Genomic DNA, 20294 nt, shown 5'->3' with positions numbered 1-20294 from the left:
TTTATCCTCCTCCTACGAAATGAACGATTTCGAATATGTCATTGTTCCGAACGACCGTTTGATCGTAAGCTCCGCGGTCGATGATCTGTCGGTTCTGTTCGACGATGACGAGTTTTTCCCCTAAGCCAAGTTGCGTGAGCATGTCCTCAATCGTCTCAATCTGTTCAATGGTGTGGTCGTTGCCGTTAATCGTAATGTTCATCGAACTTCCTCCTTTAGAGTCAACCGTAATGTGTTTGCCAAGACTTCCGCTGTCGCCGGTGCGAGTAATATGCCATGCCGATGATGCCCCGTCCCTATAAAGATCCGCCGGGATGAATCAGCGACTCCGATATATGGCAAGCCGGACTCTGTTTGTGGTCGTACGCCTGACCAGACTTCTTCGATGACAGCATCACGGATCGGTGGATAGAGACGCTCTGCTGCTTGAAGCAGTGACGTGACTCCTGCGACACTAACACCGATAGTCTCGTCGTGCGGTAGTTCGGTCGCACCGATCAATATCCGTCCGTCCGCTTTCGGTACGAGGTAGACGGCGTCATCAAACAGGATCGAGCGTAACGGCTGACCCGCGAGACGGACTGCGAGACACTCCCCTTTGACCCCATATGTCGCAATCGAAATGCCAGCTGTATCGAGCAAGGCTTGGGACCCGCGTCCGGCAGCAACCGTCACCGTTCGTCCCGTCCACGTTCCCGTGTTCGACTCAACCCTAATGAAATCATTACTCTCCTCGATTCGCGTGACGTCCACCTGTTCTTCGATTGGTACCCCACGATTTCGTAAGACATGCATCAATGCAGTCGTTAATCGTCGCGGATCGATTTGACCGACCGATGGAAATAAGTATTCTTGCCCATTTTGTTTCAATAAAAATGGTTGTTCCCGGTAGCCACAATCGATCCCGGTCTCGCGCGTGAGGCGTCGCGCAAGTAACGGATACAGACGGCGACTTCGCGCGGCAAGCGTATGCAATTCTTCTCTCAGCTCGATGTCCGTCGCAAGCATCCCGGCAGCCGCCCGACTCGTCCCTTGTCCGCATGTTCCGCGATCAAGGACAAGAACGGATTCGTTCTGACAAGCGAGACTGTAAGCAAGCGTCAAACCGATGACTCCACCACCAATGATGATGTGATCCGTCATACCCGTACCCCCTGATAACGCTGAATGGCAGCATGCGGGTCCGCTTGACCGAGAATACCGGATAAGACGGCGACTCCGCTTGCACCGGTCGCTGCAATCTCAGGAATGCGATCAGGAGTGATCCCGCCGATTGCGATGACTGGTTTCGTCGTGAAAGTGACAACTTGCTTCAAGGCATCGATCCCTCGCGGTGGCACGTTTGGTTTCGACGCTGTCGGATAAATATGACCGTACAGCAGTCGGTCGGCTCCTTCCGCTTCCGCTGCAAGTGCTTCTGCCAGAGAGTGGACGGATTTCCCGATGATGAGATTCGGAAAGTGTCGCCGAACATCGCGGACACGTAAGGAACGTCGCGTCAATTGCACACCGATGCCAGCGACATGGGCGACGTCGACCCGGTCGTGAACGGTTAATTGATCAGACGAATACCCTTTTGCAAGGAGCGCGTCAATCAGATCTAACAATTCTGTTGCCGACAAATTTGGTTCTCGAAGATGAAGCTGATCCGTATATGGTTGAAGCGATTGAAAGGTTTCCACTCCATCGCGTGGATTGATGGATCCCGTCGAAATCAGATGTAGACGCATCATGTTCTTCCTTTCGATACGAAAAAGGACCACTCCCGATGTTGAAGGGAGTGGTCCGAAAATGCGCTGAAGCGCTAAGGATATCTAAGGTTTCGAGCCACTTCCCTCCGCTAGTACGAACTAGATCAGGTTCAAAGGGTCCGGATACTTCCGTCTCAGTCTGCTGCGAGACTCCCCTAGTGTCTTTTCGTGTTTAATTGGCTTGCCCCATTAGTCTAGCATGAGTCGCTTTGCTTCGCTAGTCCTAGTTGAGCGCTTCCACTTGCTGAATAAGCTCCGATTTCGTCGGTCGCTGTTGCTTCTGGCTGTCGGCATAGGTCTGCTTCAGCGTTAAGATCCGCATCACTTTAGCATCGAGCATCTCTGACGACAACGTTTTTTCTTTAACGGCTTGCATCACTTCGGTGTGGACCTTCGGATAGGCACCTGCTTCCGAAAACATCGCCATATCTGCTCCATTGACAAGTGCCTGGCGTGCCGCTTCCGCGAGACCATATCGTTTCGTGATCGCCCCCATGACAAGGTCATCCGTGATGATGACACCCTTGAATCCGAGTTGTTGACGCAAGAGGTCAGTCAAGATCGGCTTCGAGAGCGAAGATGGATTTTGATCGTCATACGCGGGATAGAGAATATGGGCGACCATCACCATCTCGGCGCCCTCTTGAATCGCTTCTTGGAACGGTAACAGTTCCGTTCGCTTCAGTTCTTCCTTTGATGCTGTCACTTTCGGCAAACCGACATGGGAATCGACACTCGTATTGCCGTGACCGGGAAAATGTTTGACGACCGGAATCGTTCCCGTCTCTTGCATCCCATGCATCAGGGCCGTACCGAGAGTCGCGACGGTCTTCGGATCAGCACTTAACGCACGGTCGCCGATGATTGGATTGTTCGGATTGCTATTGACGTCAAGGACCGGTGCGAAGTCCATGTTGAACCCATAAAATCGTGACAGGTGACCGAGCGTACGTCCGACATCTTCCATTTTTGCAGCATCTGCACCTTGCGCCATCCGTTGACTCGTCGGGAGACGTAATCGTTGATCCGGTACCCGGCTGACCCGTCCGCCCTCTTCATCAACCCCGACGAAGGCATACGGTTTTTGGTTCGTTTCTTGAATGGCACGCGTGAACGTCAAGAGTTGATCTTCTGACGTAATATTCCCACCAAGCAGTAAGACCCCACCGATCGCATGCGTCTGCAACAATTTCCGGTCAGCTGCTGAAAGTTCCGTTCCGGCAACTCCGATATAGAGCAGTTGATCGATCTTTTCTGACGTCGACATCGCTTCAAGTTGCTGCTTTAATCGTGCTTGTTGTTGTTCTTCCTTTGTCGGCTCAGGCTTTGATTTCTTCGCCTCCGTCGGTTGCTTCGTTGCTGGTTGTGATGGTTTCGTTGGTTCCGTCGTCTCCTGCGCACACCCTGCAAGCAACAGGCAACCGATCAGTGCTACTTTCTTCACAAAGAATCCTCGCTCCGGACACCATTGATGGAATAATAGACGGAAATCTCAGCGTTCAAGGATTGCGAAACCGAACAATATTTATCTTTTGATAACGAGATGGCGCGACGGACCTTATCTTCCGGGAGATCACCTTCAAGCCGGTAATGAATCGAGATCGACGTAAAGCGCCGCGGATGATCCTCTGCCCGTTCCCCTTCGATATCCATTTCGAAATGAGTAATCGTCAAGCGCATCTTCTCTAAAATCGAGACGATGTCGATTCCAGTACAGCCGGCAACGGCATGTAGCAGCAGTTCAGTCGGTCGTGGTGCTTGATTTTCGCCACCGTTCTCCGGTGCTGCATCCATCGCAAGATGATGCCCTGATTCCGTCTGTCCACTAAACCCCATCTGTTTGTTCCATGTCACTGTCGCTTGCATCGTTTCCACTCCTTTGTCAGTAGTCCTCTTCTGTAGTATACGCAAAAAACAGCAAGCCTGGAAATTCACACGCTATTTCGAATAATGGTTCTTTTCCCGAAATCTCGCTTTGCGATACCCGACGAAATCGTTTCATGCTATCCTGTTACTCATAGTTTCGCGCGCAAGCGCTAGAATTGAGGAATCATCCATGTCACCTACTACTCGTTTAAGTCGACGCGATTGGCTGTTGATCGCCACGTTGTCGCTCCTGACGTTCGTTCTCGGAACAAGCGAATTCGTCATCGTCGGGATCCTCGCTGAAATCTCCTCAGCTCTTAATATCACGATCGCAACAGCCGGTACGCTCGTCTCGGCATTTGCCATCTCCTTTGCGATTGGTACACCGATTGTAATGTCGCTGACCGGTCACCTGGAACGGCGTCGCCTGATCCTACGTCTGTTACTCGCTTGGGTCTTACTGAACCTTGCCAGTAGTTTTGCTCCAAGTTACGAAGTATTGCTCGCAACCCGCATCCTGACTGCCATCCTGACCGGTGTCTTGATCTCGCTCGCAATGGTCGTCGCAAGCGATGGCGTACCTGTCGCGAAGCGCGGTGTCGCCGTTTCGTTCATTTTTGGTGGTTTTACACTCGCGAACGTCCTCGGTGTTCCGATCGGTACGTTCATCGGTCAACACGCTGGCTTCGCAGCCACGTTTTGGCTGACGACAGTCATGGGAATGATTGCGTTCCTCGCTGTGTGGAAGATCGTTCCCGTCCAGCAATCGACGGGCTCCGGTTCAATCAAGGAGCAGCTTGGATTGCTCGCTAATCCACGGATCCTGATTGCCTTCTTCATTCCGTCGTTCGGCTTCGGAGCAACTTACGTCGTCTACACGTACCTCGTGCCGATCCTGCAAACGGAACTCGGCATCGCGAAGACATGGATTAGTCCGATCCTGCTCGCTTACGGTGTCGTCTCGATCTTCAGTAACATCCTTGCCGGCAAGATTGCAAGTAAAAATCCGATGGGTCGCTTACGGTTCGTCTTCGTCGTGCAAGCAATCGTCCTTGCTGCATTATATTTCACGACAGTATCCCTTTCACTTGGTCTGTTTAACATCGCCTTGATGTCATTGATGTCGATTTTATTGACGACTTCGACACAAATCTACTTGATTGACCTCGCCGAAAAGTTCAATCCGGAAGCAAAAGGACTCGCCGCTTCCTTGATGCCGGTTGCGAGTAATGTCGGGATTGCCTTCGGTTCGGCACTCGGTGGCATCGTTTATGCGAACGGCCCGATGATGAACACGGCACTGGTCGGTGGGCTTGTTGCGCTTGTCGCTGCTTTATTAACTGCAATCAGTCATCGTCTCGATCAGCGGTCATGAACGGCTACCTTATCCTTTTTTGTAACAGGTCGATGACGGTTCGATGACGTTATGATGATAGTCCCCATCTTACTGATGATTTTTCAGTATGATGGGGACTATGTTGTAGTAGAGGAGTGTTTGAAAGTGAAAGCATTACACATCATCGGCATCAGTTTATTGACGATCATCCGGCTCTGGCTCGGAATTCAGTGGTTCATCGCCGGGATCGGCAAGTACATCAATGGCTTTGATGCAAAACCGTTTCTTGAAGGGGCGCTAACGAAAGCAATAGGCGAAGACGCACTCGTCAGTTCGTGGTACACGACGTGGATCGAGCAACTCGCCTTACCAAACGTCGGGCTGATCAACGTCTTGATTCCGTTCGCGGAACTCGTCGTCGGGATCTTGTTGATTCTCAGTCTGTTGACTGTTCCTGCACTGGTCGTCGGGAGCATCATGAATCTCAATTACTTACTTGCTGGAACGATTGCGTTAAACCCGTTGTTCTTAGCAGCCTCAATCGTCTTACTTGCTGCAGGACGCTTTGCGTATCAAATCGGTATTGATCACTGGATGATGCGCTGGTATCGTTCGTCGCAACAACCACATCCCCTCGACCGGATTCCGGTCTAACGAAAAAACTCTCCCAAACGCGGGAGAGTTATTTTTTTTGTTGCTCGAGAATCGTCTGCTGTGTCGGAACCCCGCCGACTGGGACTGTCCGCTCGAGGAACAGATAAGGTTTGCCATCGACTTCAAAGCGACGGTCACCGAGATAACGCGCTGAACGTCCATCCATTGCAAGCTTTTGTTCGATTGCTGCGACATGTTCGTCGAGTGAATAAAACCGATCGTCGAACGTCAGCGTGATGTTTTTCTTACGATACCCCAGTAAGAAGCTGTAGTAGAACCAATACAGAGCACCTGCGAAGATGACAAAAATCAAGAATTGCATGTGAGTTCCCCCCTTGTATAGTCTTTATACGTTGGAAGAAAACTAAAAGTTTCAAAAATTTTACTATTTTTTCGTGATTCAGTTGATAGTCATCTCGTTGAGCTGAAGGTCACTCTTAGGTGTATTGTATTTAATCGTTCCTTCATATCGTACCTCTTCTGTCTGAGGATCTAGCACGATTACCGATACGCCATTTTTCTTTGTTTCGATAAAGGAATAAACTAGGTTGTTCTCAAGGATTGTCGACGTATACCGTTGCACTTCATTGGCATCTCGTTTAGGTAAATCATAACGATGCTGCGTGAATTGCTTCGTTCGTAAGTCGTATGTCGACCATTTCACTTTCGTTTCAGTCATGTTCTCTGTCATCCCTACGACCGCACCTTCGTCTATCACGCGTGTCTCCCACATGTCTTCAACTTCAAGGAACTTTAATCGTGTCGATGTTGTGTTGTCTCTCAGATAAACTCTAGTCTTAGCAGCATTAGTCATCTTTCGGTATAGGACACGATTCTGATAGATGGCGAGTACCTCATCATCTTCTGTTAGTTGAAGCGGTAAATCCATTAATCGGACTGTTTTTTTCTTTAAATCAATAGCATAGATATGATTTGTACCTGGTTTTTGTACAACATCGCCAATACGTTGAACATATAACTTTTGTTTCGTTCGTTGAAACGGACTATAGTGGATGCCTTTAGTCTTTGCCGGTTTCGGTAAAGAATAGGTCTGCACCTTTTCCGTTCCACGTTTCCATGACTGTAGCTCCCATGATCCGTTTTTATTGACGTGTAATCCAAATACTTCTTTGTCTTGCTCATAACGTGATAATTCGATTTGGTTCATGAAATGCCGGAAACTACGCGGGGCATCCGTCACGTCGGAGTAATCTCTAGCGAACTCAGACAAATAATTCGTTCGCTTTTTTTCAACTTCTCCTCTTAACGTAACTTCGTAATCTGTTTTATAACTTTCAGGATCATTGAATTCGAATTGAAGTTGTTTTACCAACGGATCATTTGAAGTTCCCTGTAACGTTTGGACCGTAAATGTAGGCTCATCTGTTGAAGAAGAGTACACGACATACACTCCAAGTGTCAAAATACAAATGACTCCAAGACATAACACGTATTTATAGGTTCGCATAGTATACTCCTTACACCGTAATTTTTCGTTGCAGTAACCGAAGACTTTTCCAGATCATGTACACGAAGTAACACAGACTTAATCCGATCAGAAGAAACATCGTCTCTTTCTCTAGTAAGTAACGTGTTTCATCTAAAAATGCTAATATACCAATGGTTAAAGCAACAGGAACAAAAATTTCAAGTCCAATTCTGATAATGGCTTTTCCTTTACGAAATGAACGTTCGATTAAAACCAACAAAAAAATAAAACTGACAATGAATAGTGAAATGGCGAGAATGATCCCTAAGTCGATCAGATTCATCGTATAAAAATCGTTCATCACGTTTCGGACTGGACTTAAGCCACTTTGGTTTTGGTATTCCGGTTGAATCAACCAATCAAACAAATAAAATCCTAATTGCATTACACACCATTGGATACCAATAAAACTCACGATGATTAAAAAGACTGTCGTCAATTTCGAGAAGAAAATGCTTGCGCGATTTCCTGGAAGCATTAGTAATCGATAAATATACTTTGTTTCTCCTAACCAATCTCGATACCAAATTTGAATCGCATAGATGACAACAATCGCCATTCCGATCAGAGTCACATAACTAAAGAAAGAGGACGCCTCAGAGTATCCAAGTGTATCAATTTGTTTCAGTGCTTCTGTGACAGATACTCGATTAAGTTCCATGAAATTCTCGACTTTCCGTGCGTGATACATGACTTGGGCAACGATTGATACTAACTCAATTGCTACCATTGCAAGCACGACGATCATATAAAGCTTAAAACTCCGCTTAATCTCTTCGTTCGTCAATTGTATGTATTGTTTCATCGCTGATAGACCTCCCGCATCCGGTCCTGAACCGATTTCCCGTACAGTTCTCGCATCTCTTCCGTCTCATGTTCATCGATGATTCGACCGTCCTGTAAGAAGACGACCCGGTCGATCAAATGCTCGATTTCCTGAATTTCGTGTGTCGTCATCAGGATACCGCGCCCTTCCATGAAGTGGCTTGAGAATAATCCTGCAATCTGTTCTTTCGTAAACAAATCAATTCCTGCGAACGGTTCGTCGAGTAATAAGTACGGACGATCGAGAGCAAATCCAAGAATTAAGCTGACCTTCGCCTGGTTTCCTTTTGATAAGTCGGTAATCTTATCTGTTGAAAGTAGCTGGAAAATTCGCATCAATTCATTCGCAGTCTCCTGGTTCCAATCGGAATAATAATCCGCCATATATGTCAGCGCATCACCGACCGTCATGTAGCCGGGCATCGTCTGAATATCTGGAACGAAGGCGATCTTATTTCGGTTGATCTCGCCATCGACGAGAACCGTTCCTGCGTTGACTGGAACAAGACCTGCGATTGCCTTCAGGATCGTCGATTTCCCCTCACCGTTCAAACCGATCAGACATGTCAATTGATCCATCGGAACCGAGAACGAGACGCCTTGAAGGACTGGTTTTTTTCCGTACTTCTTTTGTAAGCCATGAACTTCAAGCATCGATCTTCCTCCGTTCCGTTTCCTGATAGACGGTCTCAACTTTCGAGACGACCTCATCAAGTGGAATTTGAATCGCCTTGACGGCATCGATGAATTCAGAGACTGCTTCTTCAAGCATCTCAGCACGTACTTTTTGGACGACTTGTGGATCGCGTGTAATCTTACTCGGGACATTCCGTTCTGTCGTAATCAATTGCTGCTCCTCCATCTCTTTATATGCTTTTTGTGCGGTATTCGGATTGATTCCGAGCTGTGCGGCGATTTCGCGGCGGGACGGGATTTCTTGCCCGCTTTGCAATTCCTCGGTCGCGATTCGTTGTTTGAACCAACGGACGACCTGCAGGTACACCGGGCTTCTTTGGTCGAACTGCATCGGTAGACCTCCCTTTCCTGTGTAATGTATTAAAACATTAATACACTTCTCTTCTGTATCATACTCACCATACAGTTTGTCTGTCAAGCTGGTTTGTCTTCTTAATCATGAAAAAGTCACCATCCGATTCTTGGACGGTGACTACGGTCAACTCATTAATAGGGATTTGGATCTTCCTGAGGTGTATCGGGAATCTCGGTTGGTTCTGGGAACGTATCCGGTTCCGGTTGACGGACAGGATCTTCCTGTGGTGTGTCTGGCACCTCGCTCGGTGGTGCTTGCGGAACTTCGTCCGGTTGATGATCCGGTTCACGTTCAGGCACTTCATTCGGATTTTTCTTCATCATGTTTTCCCCCTTAAGACGTGATGTAATCGCCGCCGTTGATATGAATCGTCTGACCCGTGATGTAACTCGAATCACGAGAAGCCAAATAGACATAAGCCGGTGCATTTTCTGACGGTTGTCCCCGACGCTTCATTAATGTGTCTTCCCCATGCGACTCGACTTTCTCCTTCGAGAACGTCGCTGGAATGAGAGGCGTCCAAATCGGTCCCGGTGCGACAGCATTAACGCGGATTCCTTTCTCGATCAAGCTTGAAGCAAGCGAGCGTGTCAATGTCGTAATAGCGCCTTTCGTCGCTGAGTAGTCGATCAGCGACGGTGCTCCACGATACGCTGTCACCGATGAGGTATTGATGATTGCATCTTCTTTATGCAAATGTGGAAGCGCAGCCTGAATCAAATAGAACATCGAAAAAACATTCGTCTCGAACGTTTCCTTCAATTGATCTGGTGTGATCGCAAGGAAATCATCTTGCGGGAATTGTTTTCCGGCATTGTTAACGAGAATGTTCAATTGACCGAATTCTGCAATGACGGTATCGATGATCGCTTGCGCATTTTCTGGCTGACTGACATCTTTCGCGATTTTTAAGGCTTTGACCCCGTAGCCTTCAATCAACGATTTCGTCTTTTCTGCGTCTTTTCCCTCATTTAAGTATACGATTGCGACATTTGCCCCTTCTTTCGCATAAGCGACAGCAACGGCTCGACCGATTCCACTGTCTCCACCTGTGATCAGTGCAACCTTACCCGTCAGTTTTCCTGAACCGACATAATCCGGATCATCGTAGATCGGTTCCGGTTTCATGGCGTACTCGACACCGGGTTGTTGTTCCTGCGTCTGCCCTCGTGCTTCTTGATGCATCGCTTCGAACTGCTCTTCTCTCATGAACGATCAACTCCCTTATCATTGCGGAATAAACTACATGATTAACCATTCCCTTGCGATACATCTATAAACGTTTTTCCGAAAAAGTCAGATGTCATTCGTCAATAGCGTTGGAAATACATTGGTTTGAAGCATTTTTGATAATTCGCTTGGATACAATGTATATTGATCCAGTTTATCGAACGGAACGAACCGGTACGTCAATTCTTCACCTTCGGGACCATAGAAGTCTTCCGTTGAAAGTGGTAGTGGTTCTCGACATGTCACTTCATAAAACATCCCCAGTTCATGAAACTGATGGTCTGCGTAATTAAAGAAATTTTCATGCAGGAAACGGAAGACCGGTGGCTCGATTGACTGTCCTAATTCTTCTAATAATTCACGTTCAATCGCTTTGGCACCACTTTCACCAAATTGTACCCGTCCTCCCGGTAATGACCAAAAATCATCTTCTCCTTGCCGATGGATCAAAAGATGTCCATCTTGAATCAACAGCGCCACTGCGCGAATGTTAAGCTTTTTTTGATTTACTGCAAACGTCAAATCCATCTCATTACCTACTCTCATTTTATTAGACTCCCATACTTTCTCATCATTTCCCACGATTGCATTTTGTCATCAAATTCATCTCGTTGTAACACGGATTCATCTTGGTTTTAAGGGATTCTGAGATTGAATATGTATTCAATATTACAACATTTGTTATTAGAATATATCTAAGCAATCGAATTGAAATACAAACGTCTGACTTTTCAATGCTATACTCTCGTTAGTCAAATGACGACAGCATCATCTACTTCAATTCACCACACTTTACACCACACACATTCTATATACATGTCATTTCCGACAAGATCTCGATTTACATCAAGGAGGAACATTCATGAAAAGAACAATCACGACACTTGCAATGAGCGCGCTCGTTGTTTCAGGTTTTGCAGCTACGGGTACAGGTAAGGTTGACGCAGCTACGAAATCTACGTACAAAGTAAAAATCAAAGCAGACGGACTTCGCGTTCGTACTGGCCCATCTCTTAAATACCGGATCGTCGACGGCGTCAATTCGGGGCAGACTTTCAAATACTTGGGTCATCGCGGAAACTGGACAAAAATTCTTCATAAAGGACATAAGCGTTACGTCTACTCAGGTTATGTGAAAAAATATCGCGTTTCTGGTCATACAGCGAAGAAAGCCTCATTCTCGACTTCATCAAATGGCTTCTCGCGTCCGACAAGCGGTCCAGTAACACAAGGTTATGGAAAAACGAGCGGCATCTTCGGCTACACGTTCCATAACGGCGTCGACTTTGGTGCACCAATCGGAACGCCCGTTCATGCAGCAGCGGCAGGTAAAGTTGTCACATCGTCTTACCAAGGAGCATATGGAAACCATGTCATGGTCAAACATAAAGTGCACGGTATTTCGTACACAACGGTATACGCTCACTTAAGCAAACGCTCTGTCTTCGTCGGTCAAACGATCCCGAAAGGCGCAACGATCGGTGCAGTCGGCAGTACAGGAAACTCGACAGGTGCTCATCTTCACTTCGAAATCCATCGCGGTAACTATGTCTATAGCGGTACTTCTGCAGCAAACAGCGTCAATCCACTCGCCTTTTTATAAGCATTTAAGGTACCTCAACCGGGGTACCTTTCTTATTTTTAATGGGCATTTCATCATATCCAATTCCATCCAATCTTGTCAAAGGAATTTAAGGATAAATGGAAAACAAACAAAATTAATGTCTTTAAATATAATTTATTGAAATAATATCGAAATGTGAATGTAACATTTAAACATTTTCGTAAATGTTATACTCATCTATGAAATTTACATAACGGTTTAGTCACACAGATTACATATTCAGGAGGAATGAATCATGCATGGTTTTTGGAAAGGTGTTTCAGCGACAGCCATCGCTGTGGCAAGTTTTGCTTCGTTTGCCATCCCACGTGCGGATGCAGCAACGACGTTCTATAAGGTGAAAGTCATGGAGGACGGTTTGCGTGCTCGAACGGGTCCTTCGACATCATACGGTACGATCACGAGCTTTGAAAAAGGTGATACATATAAGTATCTCGGACGGACAGGCAACTGGACGAAAATTCTGTACGGTTCAAAAAAAGTCTATGTTTCTTCTACATATGTTAAAAAATATTCTGTAACACGTATCTATAAGATTAAAGTCAATGTCGACAACCTTCGTGTTCGTAGCAGCAGTTCGACGAGCAGTACAGTCGTCGGAAGTGTCGATAAGGGCGAAACGTTCCGCTACCTCGGTCGTACAGGCGATTGGATCAAGTTCTTATACGGTGGAGATAAACGATTCGTCCATGCGGACTATGTCTCGAAATACGCTGTTTTGACACTGACGAATAGCAGTGGCGCATCAAAAGCGTCAACGTCGACATCAAAGAACTTCGCGACGCCAACGAGCGGTCCGATCACGCAAGGTTATGGACCTTCTAGTGGTGCTTATGGTTACACATTCCATAACGGGATCGATTATGGTGCAGCAAAAGGTACACCAGTCTATGCGACAGCAAGCGGTAAAGTCATTACGTCTCAGCTCAAAGGCGCGTACGGCAACTATGTCATGGTTTCACATACGATCAACGGATCGCCGTTCATCAGTCTGTATGCACATATGAATAGCCGCTCGGTCTCGGTCGGTCAAACCGTCACGCAAGGTCAAAAGATCGGAACAGTTGGCGAGACAGGTAACGCTTTCGGAACACATTTACATTTTGAACTCCATAAAGGATCGTACGTCTACAGCGCAACTTCTGCTGGTAGCAGTGTCAATCCACTCGATTATCTGTAAAATGACAATAACCCTCGCCGTCTCGGCAAGGGTTATTTTTTCTTATTGTTTTCGTTTTGCTTGATACGCTTTTGAATAGCGATCGGCTGCGATGATCGCATCCGCGACTTCGTCCGCCGTAACGTTGAATCCGCTGTGGATCGTCTCACCTTCAGCAGTTGCTGCCTCTCCGACTTTGACGATGTCTTCACGTGACGCATCCTTTAGCTTGACGTCCTCGAGTGTCACCGGTAAACCAAGATCCGTGTAAAGCGCGATATAGCGCTCGATTTCTTCTTGTGGATGTTCTTCGAGCGCCAACTGGACAAGTGTACCAAAGGCGACCTTTTCTCCATGCGTCAGGTGGTGAATCTCACCGTCAAGTGCCGTAAAGCCATTATGAATCGCATGCGCCGCTGCTAGTCCCCCACTTTCAAAGCCGAGCCCACTTAACAGGGTATTCGCTTCGACGACGGCTTCGAGTGCTGGTGTGACGACTTGTGCCTGAACGGATTCGTACGCCAGACGCCCGTGCTCGAACAAGACTTCCTCACAACGTTTGGCAATCGCTTGTGCTGCAATTGTCGGTCGTCCTCCCGCCATCGTCTGTCCACCAAAGGCGACGACACTTCGAACTTCGACCCACGTCGCGAGTGCATCGGCAATTCCGGACGCGAAGAAACGCGCTGGCGCTTGGGCAATCAGTTTCGTATCGACGAGAACAAGATCGGGATTCTTCTTATAGAAACGATAACTTTCGAAAATCCCTTCGTCGGAATAGATGACGGACAGAGCACTCGTCGGTGCATCGGTCGAAGCAAGGGTCGGTACGATGACGACGGACACGTTCAGCTCATCCGAGACGGCTTTTGCTGTGTCGAGCGTCTTTCCACCCCCAACTCCCATGACGAAACGAACATCCGCTGCTTTTGCTTGCTCAGCGATTCGTTTTACTTCATGCCGTGAGGCTTCACCACTAAAGTCTGCCTTCTCGATGCTGACGTTTTCGCCGGACAGCGACTGCTCGACACGTTCCTTTACGATTTTCCAGACGACATCGTCCGCGATGACGAGCGCTTTTTCACCGAACGGGCTCACATATGTACCGAGCCGGTCAATGACATCCTTTCCTTGGACATACTTCGAGGGACTAATGAAGACACGTTCTGACATGTTTCAACATCCTTTCTGTAAGGGACACGATGGTCAATGATATACAGTAGAGGAATTGCCGTTTCCGCTTATGCTTAAACCCACAATCGAGTGAACAAAAAAAGCGGACTTTGATCATACGATCAAAAATCCGCTTCCCTTTATACATGACAACTTAAGCCACACGTGACGACGATCGTGTCTCCGCTTTTTTCTTACCGACGATCGCTCCGATCACCCCACCGATGATAGCAGGAACGACCCAACCGAGACTGACGGAAGCAAACGGTAATACCGCATCAAACACTTTCGTGACGGCTGAGACATTGATTTTTGCTGTCTTCAATCCATCAAACAAGCTGACGAGGAACGTCATCCATAGCGCCCCTTGATACACGGCTGGCTTCCCTTTAAAGAGTGGATGCAAGAACGTTAAGAAAATCAGACAGATCGCGAGTGGATAAAGCGTCATCAAGACTGGTTTAGAGACAGCGAGTAATTGATTCAGACCGATGTTCGCAACGAGTGCGCTGAAGACCGATAGACCAATCGTCCATTTGACGTATGAGATTTTTGGGACGAGTGCCGAGAAAAACGCGGCACACGCCGTGATCAAACCAACACTCGTCGTCATACAAGCGACTGTGATCATCAGACCAAGCAAAATCGCCCCATACTCACCGAAGTAATGATCCGACACAGCAGACAAAATCTCTGCGCCGTTCGCGAGCTGTCCGATCTCAGAGACACTTGACGCGCCCATGAAGGCAAGCGCCGTGTATGTGATTGCAAGCAAGGCTGCGGCAATCAACGAGGCTTTCGTACAAATCAGTAGCAACTGCCGCTTCGAAGTGACACCTTTTTCCTTGATCGCTGCGATGATGATGATACCGAAGACAAAGGCACCGAGCGCATCGAGTGTCATATATCCTTCTTGGAAACCATTAAAGAAAGCATTTGTTCGATATGTCTTCAAAGGATTCTGAAAACTTCCGATTGGATGCAGGACGGCAACGATGATCAAGAGACCGATGAACGTGATTTTAATCGGTGTCAGTACTTTCCCGACGACATCGACGATCTTTGTTGGGTTTAAGGACAATAGACAAGCAATCGTGTAAAACAAAATCGTGAAGATCAGTAACGGCAAATGGCTCGTCGATTCACTGAAGAACGGCTTGATTCCGATCGCATACGAGACCGTTCCGGCACGTGGAATTGCGAAGAATGGTCCAATCGCAAGATACAAGATGACCGAGAACCCGATTCCGAAAGCAGGATGAACACGTGACGCCATCGCTTGTAGATCGCGTTCCCCTGAAAACGCGAATGCGAGAATCGCAAGCAATGGTAGACCGACACCAGTGACAAGGAATCCGGCATTGGCAACCCAGACATGCTCCCCTGCGAGCTGTCCGAGCATCGGCGGAAAGATGAGATTTCCTGCCCCAAAGAACAAGGCGAAGAGCATCATGCCGATGACGATGATAAATGATGTTGGAACAGTTTTAGACATAATAAACCCCCACTGATGATTTCCGACTTCATCCGCTCCCTAAGCAGATGAAGTACTTCGTTCGAAAGGATAACATACGTTTAGGAGCTCGTGCTAGGAGTTTATCTGGAGAATATTCTGAAAATTTGGCAGAAAGTTTGATTCCACTTTAGTTTAAAGAATCTGGTACGTCTTCGCGTCAAAGTATGAAACCGGATTCATAAGTTCATCTGACGTAGTAGGAGAATGACATTTTTTATGGAAAGTAAATATATGGATAATTAAACAGGAGGTATTCTCATGAAATCCATCTATTTTCTTAGCGTCACCCTTTTACTTGCCAGTTGTTCCCCGGCTGCCGAGAAACCAAAGACGTATGACATTTCGTTTACGCACGAGAAACAAGAGATCCACATCGTTCCTTTGTATAAGGCGTATGACGACTACATTCAAGCGGTTTCGAAACAGCCAAAGGACAATGAGGCACTATATAAAAAATACGTATTGGGCGCTAAAAATGACGTCATCAAAAAAGAACAGCTCCAAGCCATGCCTGTTCCTAGCATCTATGAACAGCCTTCGGAAAACATCAAGGACTTAAAACAGATGAATACATATTTGAAAAAACACCATCAGCACATCATGAAACAGATCAAGTCCAGTCTCCTGACTTCGATGAAACAACTTCCACGGGATGAGAAGCTCGTTGTCTTCGTCTCCCCAACGACACCACTCGAACATGATGATGCCAAACGTTATGGTGGTGTCAGCGGTGTCGCTCAAGGAAACAATTCGATGAGTCTGTTCTTCTTGAAGGATTTTTCGAAAGAGTCATTACTCAATACGACGGCGCATGAATACCATCATACCGTAGCCCTCGATGAGCCGAATCGTGCGACAATACTCGATTACATCATTCTCGAAGGAAAAGCGGAATTCTTTGCCCATAAGCTTTATCCAATGGAATCATCGGAAGCGATTGCCCCTTTACTTGACCACTCCTTGGAGCATGTGATTTCGGAGCTGAATGCGGAACGATTGACGACGGATGATCTGTTCTTTGGAAATTACGAAAAACAAATTCCATCGTTCACGAAATACAGACTCGGCTACATGATCGTCTCCGACTTCGTGAAACAACATCCCGAGATCTCCTTGAAGGAATGGTCACGGATGTCCTCTGTGCAAATTCTTGAAAAAAGCAGTTACAAGAAAAAATTAACGATTCGCTAAAATCAATAAAGCACGAGACAACGGGAGCATCAATCTCCTTCGTCTCGTGCTTTATTAGTTAACCTTCGTATTTTTTAACGATCGTCGCCACCCCTTGACCGCCACCGACGCATAACGTCGCAAGACCATGCGTCTCACCCGTCCGCTCGAGTTCATGGATCAGCGTGACGAGAATCCGCGCACCGCTCGCACCAATCGGATGACCGAGCGCGATCGCTCCGCCGTTGCGGTTGAGCTTCTCATGCGGGAACTGTAGCTCCGCATCGACCGCGAGAGATTGTGCCGCGAATGCTTCGTTCGCTTCGATGACATCGATCTCGTCAAGTGTTAGTCCCGCTTTATCGAGTGCCTTTTGGACCGCTTGGACGGGACCGATTCCCATGATGCTCGGGTCGACACCGGACGTTCCGTTCGCGACGATCTCAACGAGTGGTGTCACGCCGAGTTCTTGTGCCTTCGCCTCTGACATGATGACGAGCGCCGCAGCCCCGTCATTGATGCCAGATGCATTGCCTGCCGTGACCGTTCCGTTCTTCTTAAACGCCGGGCGCAAACGACTGAGCGTTTCGACGGACGTTCCGGCGCGCGGAAACTCATCTTGATCAAAACGGATCGGATCGCCTTTTCGTTGTGGAATCAACACTGGCGTGATTTCTGAGACGAACCGTTCTTCCGCTAATGCCGTCTGCGCTTTTTGCTGACTCGTCGCGGCGAACTGATCCTGCGCTTCGCGGGAAAGTTCGTAGACGTCTGCTAAATTCTCTGCCGTGATCCCCATATGATAGTCATTAAAGGCACATTCGAGCCCGTCCTGGATGATCGTATCGACGAGTGGTTGGTCACCCATCTTTAGTCCAGACCGTGCGCCCGCGAGGACGTAAGGTGCTTGACTCATGTTCTCCATCCCACCAGCAACGATGACATCGGCTTCGCCTGACTTGATCGCCTGATACGCAAGATGGACAGCAGAGAGACCGGATCCACAGACCTTATTGACGGTCATCGCGGGGCATGTCTCCGGTAACCCGGCAGCGAGGGCTGCCTGCCGTGCTGGATTTTGACCAAGTCCTGCTGAGAGGACGTTGCCGAAAAAGACTTCATCGACACGATCTCCTGCGACACCTACTTTTTCGAGTGCTGCGCGAATGACTGTCGCACCGAGTTCCGTTGCTTTGACGTCCTTCAAACTTCCATTGAAATTCCCGATCGCCGTGCGCGTCGCACTGACGATGACGACTGCTTCACTCATCTGCTCCATCTCCTTATTGAATCGTGTATCCACCATCAAGGACGTTCGCTTGTCCAGTGATGCCTTTTGCTTTGCGGCTCGCAAGGAACAATGCATAATCTGCAATCTCCTCGACAGCAAGCAGACGTTTTTGCGGAACGAGCGGGTAGATGACTTCTTCCAGTACCTTTTCGAGTTCAACGTGACGCGTCTTCGCCAAGTCTTCCATCTGATTGCGGACGAGTGGTGTATCGACGTACCCCGGGCAAATCGCGTTGACGGTGATTCCGTATTCCGCTCCTTCAAGGGCTGCGACCTTCGTTAGACCAAGCAATCCATGCTTCGCCGAGTTATACGCTGCTTTCCCAGCAAAACCAATCAAACCATTGATCGATGCCATGTTGAGAATACGTCCGTAACCTTGTTCCTTCATGATCGGAAAAGCATGTTTGATGGCCATGAACGGTGCCGTCAACATGATCTTAATCATCAATTCGAACTTCTCTGTCGGAAACTCTTCAATTGGTGAGACGTGTTGAAGACCCGCGTTATTGATCAAGACGTCAAGTCGACCAAACTGTTCGACCGTCTGCTTCAAGACGGCTTCGACCTGTGCTTCATCAGTGACGTTGAGTGTCATGCCGACCGCTTCATGACCAGCTGCGCGAATCGATGCCGCCGCCTCATCTGCTGCTTCCGCGCGGACGTCCGTTACGACGACTTTCGCTCCTGCTGTTGCGAACGCCTTTGAGATTTCTAGACCAATTCCGCTTCCTGCACCTGTGACGAGTACGATATCTCCTTTGACCATCTGCTTCACTCCCCTACCGTCACGCGCTCGAGTTCCGGACTGACCGTGAATCGTGCTTCCGTGACTTGTTTGACGTCTTCAACCGTTTGACCATTCAGCGTCTCGATCAAGACCATCCCGTCCGGCGTGAAATCAAAGACGGCCCGGTCCGTAATCAGACGGTTGACGACGGCGCGTCCTGTCAACGGCAAGGTACACGACTGTTTGACTTTCGATTCGCCGTGTTTGTTGACATGCTCCATGATGATGACGACGCGTTTCGCTCCGTTGACGAGGTCCATCGCTCCGCCCATGCCCTTGACCATCTTGCCCGGAATCATCCAGTTCGCGAGATCACCGTTCTGATCGACTTCCATCCCACCGAGGATCGCGAGGTCGATGTGCCCACCGCGAATCATCGCGAACGATTCAGCACTGTCGAAGTAAGAAGCTCCGGATTGTGCCGTGACTGTCTCTTTGCCGGCATTGATCTCGTCCGCATCGACTTCATGATCAAGTGGATACGGTCCGATGCCAAGAAGTCCGTTTTCGGATTGCAGCATGACATGCATATCATCCGGAATCGCATTGGCGATCAATGTCGGAATCCCGATCCCGAGGTTGACGTACATCCCGTCTTCAACTTCCTGAAGCGCGCGTTCAATGATGATCTCTCGTGTCGTTTTCATATCAATCTCCTCCTCAAGCTTCCCGGACAGTCCGGCGTTCGATGCGTTTTTCATAATCCGTTCCAACAACGATGCGCTGGACGTAGACAGCAGGCGTGTGGATCTCGTTCGGATCGAGTTCGCCGACCTCGACGAGTTCTTCGACTTCGACGATCGTTACTTTTCCCGCTGTCGCGACGATCGGGTTAAAGTTGCGTGATGTCTTCCGAAAGACAAGATTCCCGAGACGATCTGCTTTCCATGCTTTGACAATCGCAAAATCGCCGACGATTCCTTCTTCGAGCAGATAGGTCTTCCCGTCGAACTCCTTTTGTTCCTTTCCTTCAGCAATCGGTGTCCCGACGCCTGTTGGTGTATAGAAACCAGGAATACCAGCACCACCGGCACGGATACGTTCCGCTAGCGTACCTTGGGGAACGAGATCGACTTCGATCTCGCCACTGAGATACTGTTGTTCAAACGTCTTATTTTCCCCGACATACGACGAAATCATCTTCTTGATTTGTCGCGTCTGCAAGAGAAGACCAAGTCCAAAATCATCGACGCCACAATTGTTACTGACGACCGTCAAATCCTTGACGCCTTTCTCTTGTAACGCCGTAATGGATTTTTCCGGGATTCCGCAGAGTCCGAAGCCCCCTACGACTAGCGTCGCCCCGTCAAAAATGTCTGCTGTCGCTTCCGCGAATGATGCGTATACTTTCCCCTGTTTCATCTGATGA

Annotated in this window: 24 protein-coding genes and 1 riboswitch; of the genes, 5 read left to right on the top strand and 19 right to left on the bottom strand. The window is 48.1% G+C overall.

All coding sequences use genetic code 11. From position 1 onward, the window contains the following. Position 1 precedes the first annotated feature (1 nt). The 5 genes from thiS to B3S86_RS04245 form a co-directional block, all read right to left on the bottom strand. Positions 2-202 carry a sulfur carrier protein ThiS gene (gene thiS, locus B3S86_RS04265; RefSeq protein ID WP_290749465.1) on the bottom strand — a complete coding sequence of 67 codons (201 nt, stop codon included), beginning with the start codon at positions 200-202 and terminating at the stop codon, positions 2-4. Continuing rightward, on the bottom strand, positions 199-1143 hold the full coding sequence (locus B3S86_RS04260) for an FAD-dependent oxidoreductase (protein WP_056060671.1): 945 nt from the start codon (positions 1141-1143) through the stop codon (positions 199-201). Before B3S86_RS04260 ends, thiS begins: the two co-directional genes overlap by 4 nt. Continuing rightward, a complete protein-coding gene (locus B3S86_RS04255) occupies positions 1140-1730 on the bottom strand; it encodes a thiamine phosphate synthase (protein WP_290749459.1) in 591 nt (196 codons plus the stop codon). Before B3S86_RS04255 ends, B3S86_RS04260 begins: the two co-directional genes overlap by 4 nt. A gap of 85 nt (positions 1731-1815) precedes the next feature. Then, positions 1816-1918, bottom strand: a riboswitch (TPP riboswitch). A 56-nt stretch (positions 1919-1974) separates the two neighbouring features. Next, positions 1975-3195 (bottom strand): beta-N-acetylhexosaminidase, encoded by a 1221-nt coding sequence (gene nagZ, locus B3S86_RS04250; protein WP_290749456.1) that lies wholly within the window; start codon positions 3193-3195, stop codon positions 1975-1977. Then, entirely contained in the window at positions 3192-3617 is a 426-nt protein-coding gene (locus B3S86_RS04245; protein WP_290749453.1) for an OsmC family protein, read from the bottom strand. The genes nagZ and B3S86_RS04245 overlap by 4 nt, the downstream gene beginning before the upstream one ends. 190 nt (positions 3618-3807) lie before the next feature. Here B3S86_RS04245 and B3S86_RS04240 point away from each other — a divergent pair, with 190 nt between their 5' ends. Both B3S86_RS04240 and B3S86_RS04235 read left to right on the top strand, forming a co-directional pair. Further along, a complete protein-coding gene (locus tag B3S86_RS04240) occupies positions 3808-4992 on the top strand; it encodes an MFS transporter (protein WP_290749450.1) in 1185 nt (394 codons plus the stop codon). Between the two features lie 126 nt (positions 4993-5118). Then, a complete protein-coding gene (locus tag B3S86_RS04235) occupies positions 5119-5607 on the top strand; it encodes a DoxX family protein (RefSeq protein ID WP_290749447.1) in 489 nt (162 codons plus the stop codon). A gap of 28 nt (positions 5608-5635) precedes the next feature. Here the strand turns inward: B3S86_RS04235 and B3S86_RS04230 are convergent, their stop codons facing one another. The 8 genes from B3S86_RS04230 to B3S86_RS04195 all read right to left on the bottom strand — a co-directional run bounded on the left by B3S86_RS04230 (position 5636) and on the right by B3S86_RS04195 (position 10748). Then, a complete protein-coding gene (locus B3S86_RS04230; protein ID WP_056060657.1) occupies positions 5636-5929 on the bottom strand; it encodes a hypothetical protein in 294 nt (97 codons plus the stop codon). Between the two features lie 78 nt (positions 5930-6007). Continuing rightward, a complete protein-coding gene (locus B3S86_RS04225; RefSeq protein WP_290749442.1) occupies positions 6008-7075 on the bottom strand; it encodes a hypothetical protein in 1068 nt (355 codons plus the stop codon). A gap of 10 nt (positions 7076-7085) precedes the next feature. Continuing rightward, positions 7086-7901, bottom strand: coding sequence for a hypothetical protein (locus tag B3S86_RS04220; protein WP_290749439.1), 816 nt, complete (start codon positions 7899-7901; stop codon positions 7086-7088). Beyond that, a complete protein-coding gene (locus tag B3S86_RS04215; protein ID WP_035408568.1) occupies positions 7898-8575 on the bottom strand; it encodes an ABC transporter ATP-binding protein in 678 nt (225 codons plus the stop codon). The genes B3S86_RS04220 and B3S86_RS04215 overlap by 4 nt, the downstream gene beginning before the upstream one ends. Beyond that, positions 8568-8948, bottom strand: coding sequence for a GntR family transcriptional regulator (locus B3S86_RS04210; protein ID WP_023467846.1), 381 nt, complete (start codon positions 8946-8948; stop codon positions 8568-8570). The genes B3S86_RS04215 and B3S86_RS04210 overlap by 8 nt, the downstream gene beginning before the upstream one ends. A 155-nt stretch (positions 8949-9103) precedes the next feature. Further along, the gene (locus B3S86_RS04205) at positions 9104-9295 is read right to left on the bottom strand and encodes a hypothetical protein (RefSeq protein WP_231496870.1); all 192 of its coding nucleotides are present in this window, start codon (positions 9293-9295) and stop codon (positions 9104-9106) included. A 10-nt stretch (positions 9296-9305) separates the two neighbouring features. Then, positions 9306-10181, bottom strand: coding sequence for an SDR family oxidoreductase (locus tag B3S86_RS04200; protein ID WP_035408573.1), 876 nt, complete (start codon positions 10179-10181; stop codon positions 9306-9308). An 87-nt stretch (positions 10182-10268) separates the two neighbouring features. Beyond that, positions 10269-10748, bottom strand: a complete 480-nt coding sequence (locus B3S86_RS04195; RefSeq protein ID WP_290749430.1) for an NUDIX hydrolase — start codon at positions 10746-10748, stop codon at positions 10269-10271. Between the two features lie 316 nt (positions 10749-11064). Between B3S86_RS04195 and B3S86_RS04190 the strand changes: the two genes are divergently transcribed. Then, the gene (locus B3S86_RS04190) at positions 11065-11805 is read left to right on the top strand and encodes a peptidoglycan DD-metalloendopeptidase family protein (RefSeq protein ID WP_035408577.1); all 741 of its coding nucleotides are present in this window, start codon (positions 11065-11067) and stop codon (positions 11803-11805) included. A 256-nt stretch (positions 11806-12061) separates the two neighbouring features. After that, on the top strand, positions 12062-13006 hold the full coding sequence (locus tag B3S86_RS04185; protein WP_035408580.1) for a peptidoglycan DD-metalloendopeptidase family protein: 945 nt from the start codon (positions 12062-12064) through the stop codon (positions 13004-13006). A gap of 42 nt (positions 13007-13048) precedes the next feature. On the opposite strand, the gene B3S86_RS04180 is transcribed toward B3S86_RS04185, so the two are convergent. Then, positions 13049-14158: a glycerol dehydrogenase gene (locus B3S86_RS04180; protein WP_214855490.1), complete on the bottom strand. Its 1110-nt coding sequence runs from the start codon at positions 14156-14158 to the stop codon at positions 13049-13051. A gap of 154 nt (positions 14159-14312) precedes the next feature. Then, positions 14313-15653: a branched-chain amino acid transport system II carrier protein gene (gene brnQ / locus B3S86_RS04175; protein ID WP_290749423.1), complete on the bottom strand. Its 1341-nt coding sequence runs from the start codon at positions 15651-15653 to the stop codon at positions 14313-14315. 279 nt (positions 15654-15932) lie between these two features. Between brnQ and B3S86_RS04170 the strand changes: the two genes are divergently transcribed. Continuing rightward, positions 15933-16865, top strand: coding sequence for a DUF2268 domain-containing protein (locus tag B3S86_RS04170; RefSeq protein WP_290749421.1), 933 nt, complete (start codon positions 15933-15935; stop codon positions 16863-16865). A gap of 58 nt (positions 16866-16923) precedes the next feature. On the opposite strand, the gene B3S86_RS04165 is transcribed toward B3S86_RS04170, so the two are convergent. From B3S86_RS04165 to B3S86_RS04150, 4 genes are read right to left on the bottom strand one after another with little or no spacing between them, the layout of a single operon-like run. Continuing rightward, the gene (locus B3S86_RS04165) at positions 16924-18114 is read right to left on the bottom strand and encodes an acetyl-CoA C-acetyltransferase (RefSeq protein ID WP_290749418.1); all 1191 of its coding nucleotides are present in this window, start codon (positions 18112-18114) and stop codon (positions 16924-16926) included. Between the two features lie 13 nt (positions 18115-18127). Beyond that, positions 18128-18904 (bottom strand): 3-hydroxybutyrate dehydrogenase, encoded by a 777-nt coding sequence (locus B3S86_RS04160; protein ID WP_290749415.1) that lies wholly within the window; start codon positions 18902-18904, stop codon positions 18128-18130. A gap of 5 nt (positions 18905-18909) precedes the next feature. Next, positions 18910-19572 carry a 3-oxoacid CoA-transferase subunit B gene (locus B3S86_RS04155; RefSeq protein ID WP_056060629.1) on the bottom strand — a complete coding sequence of 221 codons (663 nt, stop codon included), beginning with the start codon at positions 19570-19572 and terminating at the stop codon, positions 18910-18912. Positions 19573-19585: 13 nt separating this feature from the next. After that, positions 19586-20287 (bottom strand): CoA transferase subunit A, encoded by a 702-nt coding sequence (locus B3S86_RS04150; RefSeq protein ID WP_029341303.1) that lies wholly within the window; start codon positions 20285-20287, stop codon positions 19586-19588. Positions 20288-20294 lie beyond the last annotated feature (7 nt).

This window comes from Exiguobacterium sp. UBA3968, assembly GCF_002385115.1.
Classification (GTDB): Bacteria; Bacillota; Bacilli; order Exiguobacteriales; family Exiguobacteriaceae; genus Exiguobacterium_A.
This window is presented reverse-complemented; position numbering and strand designations above follow the sequence as displayed.

Bases quoted from the DNA above. Each gene is read 5' to 3' on its own strand.
- B3S86_RS04215 (WP_035408568.1), bottom strand. From the start codon at position 8,575: ATGCTTGAAGTTCATGGCTTACAAAAGAAGTACGGAAAAAAACCAGTC.
- B3S86_RS04150 (WP_029341303.1), bottom strand. From the start codon at position 20,287: ATGAAACAGGGGAAAGTATACGCATCATTCGCGGAAGCGACAGCAGAC.
- B3S86_RS04190 (WP_035408577.1), top strand. From the start codon at position 11,065: ATGAAAAGAACAATCACGACACTTGCAATGAGCGCGCTCGTTGTTTCA.
- B3S86_RS04155 (WP_056060629.1), bottom strand. From the start codon at position 19,572: ATGAAAACGACACGAGAGATCATCATTGAACGCGCGCTTCAGGAAGTT.
- B3S86_RS04185 (WP_035408580.1), top strand. From the start codon at position 12,062: ATGCATGGTTTTTGGAAAGGTGTTTCAGCGACAGCCATCGCTGTGGCA.
- B3S86_RS04180 (WP_214855490.1), bottom strand. From the start codon at position 14,158: ATGTCAGAACGTGTCTTCATTAGTCCCTCGAAGTATGTCCAAGGAAAG.
- B3S86_RS04165 (WP_290749418.1), bottom strand. From the start codon at position 18,114: ATGAGTGAAGCAGTCGTCATCGTCAGTGCGACGCGCACGGCGATCGGG.
- B3S86_RS04245 (WP_290749453.1), bottom strand. From the start codon at position 3,617: ATGCAAGCGACAGTGACATGGAACAAACAGATGGGGTTTAGTGGACAG.
- B3S86_RS04160 (WP_290749415.1), bottom strand. From the start codon at position 18,904: ATGGTCAAAGGAGATATCGTACTCGTCACAGGTGCAGGAAGCGGAATT.
- B3S86_RS04260 (WP_056060671.1), bottom strand. From the start codon at position 1,143: ATGACGGATCACATCATCATTGGTGGTGGAGTCATCGGTTTGACGCTT.
- B3S86_RS04230 (WP_056060657.1), bottom strand. From the start codon at position 5,929: ATGCAATTCTTGATTTTTGTCATCTTCGCAGGTGCTCTGTATTGGTTC.
- B3S86_RS04170 (WP_290749421.1), top strand. From the start codon at position 15,933: ATGAAATCCATCTATTTTCTTAGCGTCACCCTTTTACTTGCCAGTTGT.
- B3S86_RS04205 (WP_231496870.1), bottom strand. From the start codon at position 9,295: ATGATGAAGAAAAATCCGAATGAAGTGCCTGAACGTGAACCGGATCAT.
- B3S86_RS04240 (WP_290749450.1), top strand. From the start codon at position 3,808: ATGTCACCTACTACTCGTTTAAGTCGACGCGATTGGCTGTTGATCGCC.
- B3S86_RS04225 (WP_290749442.1), bottom strand. From the start codon at position 7,075: ATGCGAACCTATAAATACGTGTTATGTCTTGGAGTCATTTGTATTTTG.
- B3S86_RS04200 (WP_035408573.1), bottom strand. From the start codon at position 10,181: ATGAGAGAAGAGCAGTTCGAAGCGATGCATCAAGAAGCACGAGGGCAG.
- B3S86_RS04210 (WP_023467846.1), bottom strand. From the start codon at position 8,948: ATGCAGTTCGACCAAAGAAGCCCGGTGTACCTGCAGGTCGTCCGTTGG.
- B3S86_RS04220 (WP_290749439.1), bottom strand. From the start codon at position 7,901: ATGAAACAATACATACAATTGACGAACGAAGAGATTAAGCGGAGTTTT.
- B3S86_RS04195 (WP_290749430.1), bottom strand. From the start codon at position 10,748: ATGAGAGTAGGTAATGAGATGGATTTGACGTTTGCAGTAAATCAAAAA.
- thiS (WP_290749465.1), bottom strand. From the start codon at position 202: ATGAACATTACGATTAACGGCAACGACCACACCATTGAACAGATTGAG.
- B3S86_RS04255 (WP_290749459.1), bottom strand. From the start codon at position 1,730: ATGCGTCTACATCTGATTTCGACGGGATCCATCAATCCACGCGATGGA.
- brnQ (WP_290749423.1), bottom strand. From the start codon at position 15,653: ATGTCTAAAACTGTTCCAACATCATTTATCATCGTCATCGGCATGATG.